Annotated in this window: 10 protein-coding genes; all 10 read left to right on the forward strand. The window is 70.4% G+C overall.

Annotated elements, in window-relative coordinates:
* Positions 1-160: 160 nt before the first annotated feature.
* Positions 161-1,015, forward strand: a complete 855-nt coding sequence (locus C1I95_RS28740) for a hypothetical protein (RefSeq protein WP_233513951.1) — start codon at positions 161-163, stop codon at positions 1,013-1,015.
* Positions 1,016-1,139: 124 nt separating this feature from the next.
* Entirely contained in the window at positions 1,140-1,523 is a 384-nt protein-coding gene (locus C1I95_RS28745) for a hypothetical protein (RefSeq protein ID WP_111218509.1), read from the forward strand.
* Positions 1,524-1,584: 61 nt separating this feature from the next.
* Positions 1,585-2,487, forward strand: a complete 903-nt coding sequence (locus C1I95_RS36670; RefSeq protein WP_233513952.1) for a hypothetical protein — start codon at positions 1,585-1,587, stop codon at positions 2,485-2,487.
* Between the two features lie 157 nt (positions 2,488-2,644).
* Positions 2,645-3,796: an FAD-dependent monooxygenase gene (locus tag C1I95_RS28755; RefSeq protein WP_111218511.1), complete on the forward strand. Its 1,152-nt coding sequence runs from the start codon at positions 2,645-2,647 to the stop codon at positions 3,794-3,796.
* 304 nt (positions 3,797-4,100) lie between these two features.
* Entirely contained in the window at positions 4,101-4,973 is an 873-nt protein-coding gene (locus C1I95_RS28760; RefSeq protein ID WP_111218513.1) for a MarR family transcriptional regulator, read from the forward strand.
* A gap of 94 nt (positions 4,974-5,067) precedes the next feature.
* Positions 5,068-5,703 (forward strand): GGDEF domain-containing protein, encoded by a 636-nt coding sequence (locus C1I95_RS28765; RefSeq protein WP_111218515.1) that lies wholly within the window; start codon positions 5,068-5,070, stop codon positions 5,701-5,703.
* A 74-nt stretch (positions 5,704-5,777) separates the two neighbouring features.
* Positions 5,778-6,365 carry a hypothetical protein gene (locus tag C1I95_RS28770; protein WP_111218517.1) on the forward strand — a complete coding sequence of 196 codons (588 nt, stop codon included), beginning with the start codon at positions 5,778-5,780 and terminating at the stop codon, positions 6,363-6,365.
* Between the two features lie 55 nt (positions 6,366-6,420).
* Positions 6,421-7,875, forward strand: a complete 1,455-nt coding sequence (locus C1I95_RS28775) for a hypothetical protein (RefSeq protein WP_146605887.1) — start codon at positions 6,421-6,423, stop codon at positions 7,873-7,875.
* A 331-nt stretch (positions 7,876-8,206) separates the two neighbouring features.
* Positions 8,207-8,578 carry a histone-like nucleoid-structuring protein Lsr2 gene (locus C1I95_RS28780; protein ID WP_111218521.1) on the forward strand — a complete coding sequence of 124 codons (372 nt, stop codon included), beginning with the start codon at positions 8,207-8,209 and terminating at the stop codon, positions 8,576-8,578.
* Positions 8,578-9,102 (forward strand): hypothetical protein (locus tag C1I95_RS28785; protein ID WP_146605888.1); only part of this gene is annotated, 525 nt, incomplete at its 3' end. The genes C1I95_RS28780 and C1I95_RS28785, both read left to right, overlap by 1 nt.

The raw sequence follows: 9,102 nt of genomic DNA on the forward strand, positions 1-9,102 counted from the left end.
CTCACCGGCCGGTCGGCCCACGCGCCCCGCGACGAGCCCCGACAGTCGCACCTGCCACCACGCACCACACCCACATCCCCACGCCGGACCACGAACCCAGTGGCTCGGCGACCTCTGCGTGCCCGCATACCGCACGCCCAACCCTCAAGGAGGCATCCACATGGCCAAGAACGCGGCCACCCCGGCCACCAAGGCCACCAAAGCGGCCAAAGCAGCCAAGGCCACCAAAGCAGCCAAGGCCACCAAGGCCGCTCCGGTCGCGCAGGCCGCTCCGGTCGCGCAGGCCGCCCCGGCCGCCTCGGCTGCTCCGTCGGCACCGGCCGTGACGGTCATGCCGCCGGCGGTCGCCGGCACCATGATCGTCTGCGTTCGCGACGACCTGCAGCACGTGCTGGCCAACAGTCGCCAAATCGGACGCCACCTCGGCATCCCGGGCACCAGCTGTCCTCGGTACTGGGCCTCTCCGGCCCTGCGCCGCTGGCAGCACCGGCAGATGATCGATCTGCGTAATGTGCCCGGCGGTCCCTGGCATTGCGCTGGCGGGCCGATCCGCCTGCTCGACCTGGCCGGCATGCGCCACGGCGCCTACGTCGGCGCGAGCATGCGTCACGCCCAGTGGTCGCACGTGGTGGCCAGAACGCCGGTAGCCACTCCGTGGTCGGCGTTTCTGCAGAAACACATCAACGACCCGCAGTACACGATGGACATGGCGACTGCCGCCTACCACCGGCAGCCGCGCGTGCAGGCCATGCGGATGCACAACGCCGCGGTGTACGGGGTGAGGCTCGACCTCGGTGACCTGGAGATGTTCCAGGCAGGCGCGGCAGCATACGCCAACTTCCACTCCCTCTGGGCGGTGTGCACCGACGCGTTCCTCACCGCGGAAGGCGAGCGGCTGGAACCAGCCAGCGCCCACTTCGCGGACCGAATCAGCTACCTCGACCGGGCGGCCCGCTACCTGGACTCGCTCGACGACTCGCAGCGGCTGCTCGCCGTCACCCTGCACCAGTCCTGACCGCAACCGGCCGGGCCGACCGACGGTGTGTCCCCGGCATTCGAAGGGATTCCACCACGGCCCGACCGGTCCCACCCGCGGAGCAGGGCAACCACCGTTTCCCAACAATGATCGGAGCGACCGCATGGCGGAGATCGTCAACCTGACGCCGCATCCCGTCCGGATCTTCCCGAGTGACACCCCGGATCGCATCGCACCGGGCAGCGTCACGCCCTTGCGGGTGATCACACCATCCGCTCAGCACCAGCCGGTGAGATTGGGACACCGGGTCATCGGACCCGACGACCTCGGCCTCGACATTCCCGTCGAACGAGTCGCCTACGGTGCGGCCGACAACGGCTCTCCGCCGCTGCCGCCGCCGGTCACGGGCACCTATTACCTGGCGTCCCTGGTCGTCGGTCTGGCCGCGGTAGACCGCGACGACGTGCTGGTCTGCCACGACACCGTCCGAGACCTGGAGGGGTCGATCATCGGCACTCGCACACTCGCGCGTCCACACCGCTCCTGAGCATCGACAGCAACACCTGAACCGGTCGGGTCAGCGACACCTTCTCCGTACCCGAGGGGATGTGTCGCTGCCCGGCCAGTTCCACCCCACCAAACCCACGACAACGAAGGGACCGGTTCGTATGCCCCTGCGCCTCTGGTTCGACCTGGCGACCGTGCTGGACCTGGCGGCGACCGCGATCGCCGCGGCTTACCGGATCGATATCGACGGCCACGTCGGAGCCCACGTGCCGCCCGCGCTGCACCTGATGCGAGACAGCGGCGACCTCGATGACAGCCTCTACATAGACGGAAACTTTCGGCCGAGCCTGGCCGCGGACAACATCAACGCGGCGCCGTTCCGCAGCACGTATGGCGGACGTCGCTTCGGCCACGGCATCACCTGGACCGAATGGCTCGGCGGTCCACTGCGCCCCCGAAGCCCCATACAAGCGCAGATCGCGCTGGTAGACGGTGCTCGCCTTATCGATCTACTCCGCGCTGGTCGCGCCGCCGGCTGCGACATGTTCACCGTCGACGCCGATAGTGATCCGCGGCCGGGCGTCGCCCGACGGCGACACCGCGCCGAGCGCTCGCCCCAGGCTGGGGCATCCCACCACGCCCGGCCCGCGCAAGGGCCGCCCTATACCTCTTCCAGGAGGAAGAGGCCGGGAACAGTCGTCGACAGAAGCTTCGACATCTCCAACAGCAGCCACTACACCCTCACCCGCGTCCACCACATCGACGGACACGTCATCCGGGTGCGGGTCCGCCGCGACTACCGCACCTACCAGTCCAGCGCCGTCGCGGAGGTCCTGACTCCGGCCCTGACCTGGACGGTGCTCGCCCGCGATCCGATGACCGCCTGCCATCCGGGCACCCGGTGGTCAACCGTCAAGACCGAGAACGTCCTGGCTGCCGTCGCCGACAAGCTCGTCGCCCGCGCCCGCACCATTCTCGCCGGGCTGACGCGCACCGCCGGTTGACAGGACCTCCTACCGCAGGCCGCTGAACCCGGCCTGCCGCACCCCGCACCACCGCACGACCTGGCCGCTGCCCGGCCATCCCGCGCCAACGGCGCACCCCGGGCACGGCCGCACGGCCGTGCCCGGGGCCCTCCTCGACCAACCCGAAGGGACCCCGATGACCCCACACCTGCCGGCCGCCACCACCTCCAGCTCGCGTCGGCTCCGTGTCGCCGTGATCGGCGGCAGCGTAACGGGCCCCGTCACCGCTCTTCTCCTTCTGCATGCCGGACTCGACGTCACCATCTACGAGGCCGCCGCCGCCACCGCACCACGGGGTGGTGGCCTGATCGGTTTGGAACACTGCGCACTCGACGTCGTCGATCGCCTCGGCATTCCACAGCAGGAGATCGTCGCCTTCAACTCCGAGGCGATCGTGCAGAGCGTGATCCGCGACCGGCGGGCCACCCAGACCGTGCTGCGCACCTACCCGGGCCGCAACACCACCTGGACACTGCTGCACAAGGCACTGACGAAACGTCTTCCCGCCGGGGTCCTCCGCACCGGCATGCGCGTCGCCGGGTTGGTCGAGCACGCCGGTCAACCCGTCCTGCGATTCTCGGACGGGAACACCGAAACGGCCGACCTCGTCGTGTTCGCCGACGGCCGGTCGAGCGCCGGCCGGCAGATCCTCGACCCCGACCGTGGCCTGCACTACGCCGGCTACGTCGCCCACCGTGGCCTTGCCTCGTGCGCCCCACCGGAACCCCACTCGGGGGACTTCCTCCGCCTCGATCCGTGCCCCGGCGCGCAGTTCAACCTCGCACCCGTTCCGGACGGGTGCGACTGGACCTTCTACCTGGACTGCAGCCCGGTCGAGTATCACCACTGCTTCGGAGCCAGCCCCACCCGCAGGGTCTTCGCCCTGCCTCACCACGTCAGTTCCTCCGCCCGGGCACACGTCGACGAGTGCGCCGGCCGTCTCCTACCGCCGGAACACGCCGAACTGGTGCGGGATACCGCCGTCCGGATGGCGGTGCCGGTGCTGGATATCACACCGCCCAGCCGGATGGTGTGGCCGATCGGGAGCGGGCACGCTGTCCTGCTCGGCGACGCGCTCGCCCCCGTACGCCCACACACCGCCCGCGGCGCCAACAACGGCATCGAACAGGCAGCAGGCCTAGCCATCGCACTCACCCAGCACCGCAGGTACGGCGCCGACTTGCCCGCCGCCCTACGTGGCTGGCAGCGACGACACTTGCCTACCGTCGTCGCCGCGCTGCGGCAGGGACCCGCCATCGGCGACCGCCTCGGCCTCGGCGCCGGATAAGGCCACCGCCTGCTGGCCTGGCTCAGTGGGCGCAGTTCAGGCAGCGGCAGGTGGTCGGATTGGCCTTCCTGGGCGAAGGACTCGACACCAGCGGCTCTGCCCGCCACGCAGCCATCTCCGATGGCCTGCTCTCCGGTCCCGGCGGCAGTGAGCACCAGGGGTCCCTCACGAACCGCCGTCGCAGAACGGGGAGTTACCACCCCAACTCCTGCGCTGTGCCGGAATCCGACCCAAAGCACTTGATCTCCGCCGCTTCCGAAGCGTGGATCAGTGCTGACCTCGAATAACGAAAGGACGAACCGCGATGACCGAAGTCCCAGCGGAGACCGACCTGCCCCACGGCATGCTCAAAGTGCTCGGGGCGCTGGGCGATCTCGGCGAGGCCACCGCCGCCGCCGTTGCTGAGCACGCGGAGGTCGCCTACTCCACCGCGACCGCCAAGCTACGCAACCTGGAAAACATGAACCTCGCCGAGCCGTTTCACCCCAGCCCTGGCCGCACGCTGTGGCGGCTGACCGGCACCAGCCGACCCAGCGAGGGACAGACGGAAGGCGCCACGGCCATCGCCGACGGCCCGCCGGGCACCTCCGACCAACACCCCGCCGCGGCCGAGCCCCCTGCCGAGCACTCCACTGCCGTGGAGGTCACCGAGGCGGCTGTGCCGGAGTCCGAACCGCAGGTTATGGCCGAGGCATCCGGGACCGAGCGCCCGGACAGTGACAGCGAAATGGGTGCGCACGCCGTCGGGAGCCACGACCACACGGCGTCGGCGCAAGACGGCGACCCGCAACCCGCAGCGGAACCTGCCCCGACCGAGGCCGCCAACGACTCCGTGCCCACCACGCCTGTGGCTATGGGCGCGAACGAGGTCGACAGCGGATCGGACAACCCGTCCACCGGCACCGGCACCGGCACCGGACCGGCCAGGACCCGCCGCGGCAAGGGATCGCTGCGCACCGCGATCCTCGCCATCCTCAAGGCCCACCCGGACCGGCAGTACAAGACGAGCGAGCTGTGCAAGCTCATCGACCGAGCCGAGGCCGGGACCGGAGCGAACAAGGCCGGCGCCGGTGCGGTTGCCAACGCGGCCACCAAGCTCGTCGCCGACGGCGTGGCGGTGCAGACCGTCGACCAGCCCGCCACCTACCAACTCGCCCCCACCAGCAGCAGCCAGTAACCAGCCAGGGTAGCCCGGGGGAGGGGCGTACAAGTTTGGCCACTTCGACACGCCCGCCCCCCGGTGCTCCTTCATACCCAAGGAGCGTCACCGAGTGTCTCCCATCCTGCACGTGATCGCTAGCAACGTCGGCGGAATCCTCGCCGGTCTGGCACTGGCCGGAGCCGTGCTCTGGCGCCAACAGCGGGCTCTCAAAGAAGCCCGCTACCAGGCCAACCACGACGAGGTCACCGGCCTGCCCAACCGGCGGCGGTTCCTGACCTGCCTGCACGAAACCCTCGCCGCCGACGCGCCGGTCGGGGTGGTGTTGCTCGACCTCGACCGGTTCAAGGCCGTCAACGACACCCTCGGACACGAGGCCGGCAACGACCTGCTCCACCAAATCGGCCGGCGCCTGGCCAGCCTGCCCAAACCGGTGAAAATAGCCGCCCGGCTCTCCGGCGACGAGTTCGCCCTGCTCGTGAGAGGCGGACGCGAGGACACCGACGCCGCAGCCCACGCGGCCTGGCAGGTCATCTCCAGCCACACGATCCAGGTGACCAACGGCGACCTCCGCGTGGTCGCCTCGGTCGGCTACGCCCACACCGGCCGTCGGCACGCCAGCGTCCGGGACTTGCTCACCGAAGCCGACCAGGCCATGTACCGGGCCAAAAAATCGGGAACCGGAGTGCACGGCAGCCACGGAATGGTCCCCGCCGGCCCGCGCAGCCGCAGCCGACACGACCACTGACCGACCATCCCCGAAGGGACCCGCAGCCACCGGCTGCGGGTCCCTCTTTCTGCCCCCATCGATGGGAGAACCCGATGCTGTCATTCGACGCCGTGCACGCCCTCGCCGGCAGCCTGGTCGCCGCCGAGACCGACGCTCACACGGCCGGCTGGCGCCAACCCGCGACGGTGCTGCTGATCCACAGCCAGCCGCTTCTCGACGCCGCCCTGCAGCAGCGGCCCGCACCGCGCAGCCTGCACTTCCCGCTGCGCCGTGACGAACCACGCGCCAACATGGCCGGCCTGCCCACACTGCTGTCCAGCCTCGCTGTGGGCATCGGCAGCCCCGACACGCCATACCGGGCCACCCTCAACGCCATCGGTCAGCAGATCCGCAGGACCGAACCCGACGCGAGGCTCATGGCCTGGGCAGCCTGCTACGAGGACATCCACACGATCAGCGGCCATTCGCAACGGGTTCGCTGTGTCGATGCCGCCGACGTCGACGGCCGCGCCTACCGGATCACCCGGCTACACGGCGAGGACCACCCCCAGACCCTCGTCGACGACCACCCCGATCCGGACCACACCCCCGCCACCTACCCCGGGCTGGTCGCCCTCGTGACCGCGACCGCCTCCTTCATTACCACGCCGGCAAGGACGGACGTCGACGTGAGCGGCTAGTGCGCCCCTCACTGGCGCCAATCCGGGGACGACGCCGACTGCGGGAGCGGACCGCGTGACCGACCGACGGTCTATAGGCCGCCGCGTCCACCCGCACGGTCCGCGACCTCACCGTTTCGGACGCACGGCAAGGCCCACGCGAGACACGCGTGTGGTCCGACCACCCGCCGCGCGGTATCCGAGCCTGGCGATCGCCAGCGCCTCCCCGTGGCGGCAATCCGGCTGCGGCATCTCCGGCCGGGCATCCGGCAGCCCTCAGGCACGTCGGGCGGCGCGATCGCCGCCGCCCCAACACCAGGAAGGACACCACGGCATGACCGAGATACCGATCTGCCCCGTTTGCCGCGAGCCGGTGGTCAACCAACCCGTCGAGAGGTGGACCACTGCTGACGTCAGCGGCTTGCCCCGCTGGTGGCACGTCGCGGACAGCACGCCCATCTGCCCCGCCCCGCGCGGGTCTTTCTCCGATCCGATCATCGTCGATGAGACGATGCCGGCGGATACGGAGGCAAGCACGTGGCTCACGGAGATGACCGATCTCTTCGCCATCTACGGCCCGGGGGACCCCGGCCGTCTTGCGAGCGCGGTGACCGCGGCCGAGCACCTCCACCACTGGCTGCACTCGGCGACGGGGCCTGCCAGCGCCCCGATCGCTCTTCCCACTCCCGCCGACGCCGCGTTCCTCATCGGACACGTTCACCGCACCTCGCGGCTGCTCGCCCGGATACAGGCACAAGCCGGTGACTACGCCGTCGACCACGTGCGCTTCGCCGGCTTCACCGACGACACCTCAACCCGGGAATCGCCCGAGTCGATGGCCGCCGCCAACGATCTTCGTGCTCTGCTGCACCACGCCGCGGAGATGTCGGCCGCCGCGGCACAATACTCAGGCAGCGCCTGGTCCCACGCCCGCACCGCCGCAGGGACCGCCGGTGGCGCCGCAACCGAACCCAGTCGTGCCGACGCGGACCCCCCTGCCGGCACGTCCGGCGATGGCACCCGCCGCGGCAAGCGTCGGCACCTCGACGAGCTGAAGCGGTGGTTCGCCGCCCGCCTCCACCGAAACAACGGCGATGTGCCGCGCCCGGACTCCGTCACGGACACTCCGTCCCCGGCGCAGCTGGCCGAGCAGATCGGTGTGGCTTTCGACGATGAGGCAACCTTCGGCCCCGAACAGACCCGGGCCGCTGCACGGGCCATCGCCACGCTGGCCGGATACGTGGCGACCTGCCTCAGCGTGGCCCGGCCCGCCGCCATCACCTCTGCGACCGACCTCGCCGACCTGACCACCACACTGACATACCTGACCCACACCCTGGGCGACGGGCTCCAACACGTCGTCGACAGCCCGCCCGGCAGAGAAAGCGACGGACTGGCCTCGTCCGACGCGCGCTTCATGCGGACCGCCCTCACCGAGGCGGCCCTGGCCCTCCACGTCGCCACCAGACACCTCGCCAGCACCGCCAACATCGCCGACGGCCCCACCCCCGAACAAGAACCACCCTGGTAGCCAACATCGGCACCGATCCGCAGCCTCGGGAACGCACCGAGCGGGCTGCAGCCCGACGAACCCGACCAGGCCAGGGACCCCTGTCGCGCCAGGAAGTTCCCGCGACGCGTCCACGGGCACCCGGGCCACGAACGCCCCGACAGCGAGGACGACACCCCCGCCGACGGGTGCCGACGGCGTAGCCCCAGCAATCGACATCAGAGCCGATCCATCGCAGCACCTGTGACGGACACCCCCGGCCACAGCACCTTGTGCCGATCACCTGCCAAGCACCGCCCCGACGCCCGACCGGGCATCGGAGCCCTTGCCATGCCCAAAGGAAAGGAAAACGATGGCAACTCGCACGATCACCGTGGTCACCGACGACCTCGACCAGAGCACGGACGGAGTTCGTACCCACCGCTTCGTCTTCGACGGCGTCGAGTACGAGATCGACCTGTCCCCGACCAACTTCGCCCACATGCGGGAGGCGCTCGCCCCGTACCTCACGGCCGGACGTCGCCTGCCAAAGCGCCCCGCTGCCCGTCGCACCGGCCCAGTCGTCCGCACCAGCCGTTCCAGCGGCACTCAGGTCCGCGACCACAAGGCCAGCAATCCTGACCTGCCCCGGGCGCTTCCACGCCAAGGCCACAGCCCAATCGCCCAAGCGGTGCGCGACCCCTTCGCCGGCGGCACGACGCCCGCGGGCCACGCGGACCACTGATGGGACATCACCTGTTCGCGGTGCTCGTGCCCGCCACCGCAACCGTCGCGACCATCGACACCCACCTTGCCAAGACGCTTCGTCCCCTGACGCAGGCGCGCAAAATTCGCGCGTACCGTCTCGGCGGGCGCGTGACCGGAGCATGGACCCCCGGCTACGAGCCCACGGCCGACCCCAACAACTGGCACAACTGCCGGGCATGCGGCGGCACCACCCGCCTCGACGGCGCCGAATGCCCCACCTGCGCCGACGCCACCGAGCACGGACGGCGACCGGGAACCGTCTCGGTATCCAGCCCCACCGGCTGGTCACGGCACCCCGGCGACATCGTGCGGCTGCCGCGGCTGCTGCAGCCCGGTTGGAGGTTCCCACCGGGACGAACGCCGATCGCTTGGGTCGACACGGCCGGCATGGTGTGGCTCGGCACCGAGGCGCCGGAAATCGCCGGCAAAGACGTCGGCCACCTCCCTCCACGCCTACGGCAGGTCCTCCATAACCTGCGGCACGGGCGCCGCGACCCGCAC

This window comes from Micromonospora craterilacus (genome assembly GCF_003236315.1).
GTDB classification, from domain to species: domain Bacteria; phylum Actinomycetota; class Actinomycetes; order Mycobacteriales; family Micromonosporaceae; genus Micromonospora; species Micromonospora craterilacus.

Excerpts from the sequence above, each read along its gene's own strand:
- C1I95_RS28780 (WP_111218521.1), top strand. The coding sequence starts at position 8,207 with ATGGCAACTCGCACGATCACCGTGGTCACCGACGACCTCGACCAGAGC.
- C1I95_RS28760 (WP_111218513.1), top strand. The coding sequence starts at position 4,101 with ATGACCGAAGTCCCAGCGGAGACCGACCTGCCCCACGGCATGCTCAAA.
- C1I95_RS28770 (WP_111218517.1), top strand. The coding sequence starts at position 5,778 with ATGCTGTCATTCGACGCCGTGCACGCCCTCGCCGGCAGCCTGGTCGCC.
- C1I95_RS28740 (WP_233513951.1), top strand. The coding sequence starts at position 161 with ATGGCCAAGAACGCGGCCACCCCGGCCACCAAGGCCACCAAAGCGGCC.
- C1I95_RS28755 (WP_111218511.1), top strand. The coding sequence starts at position 2,645 with ATGACCCCACACCTGCCGGCCGCCACCACCTCCAGCTCGCGTCGGCTC.
- C1I95_RS28745 (WP_111218509.1), top strand. The coding sequence starts at position 1,140 with ATGGCGGAGATCGTCAACCTGACGCCGCATCCCGTCCGGATCTTCCCG.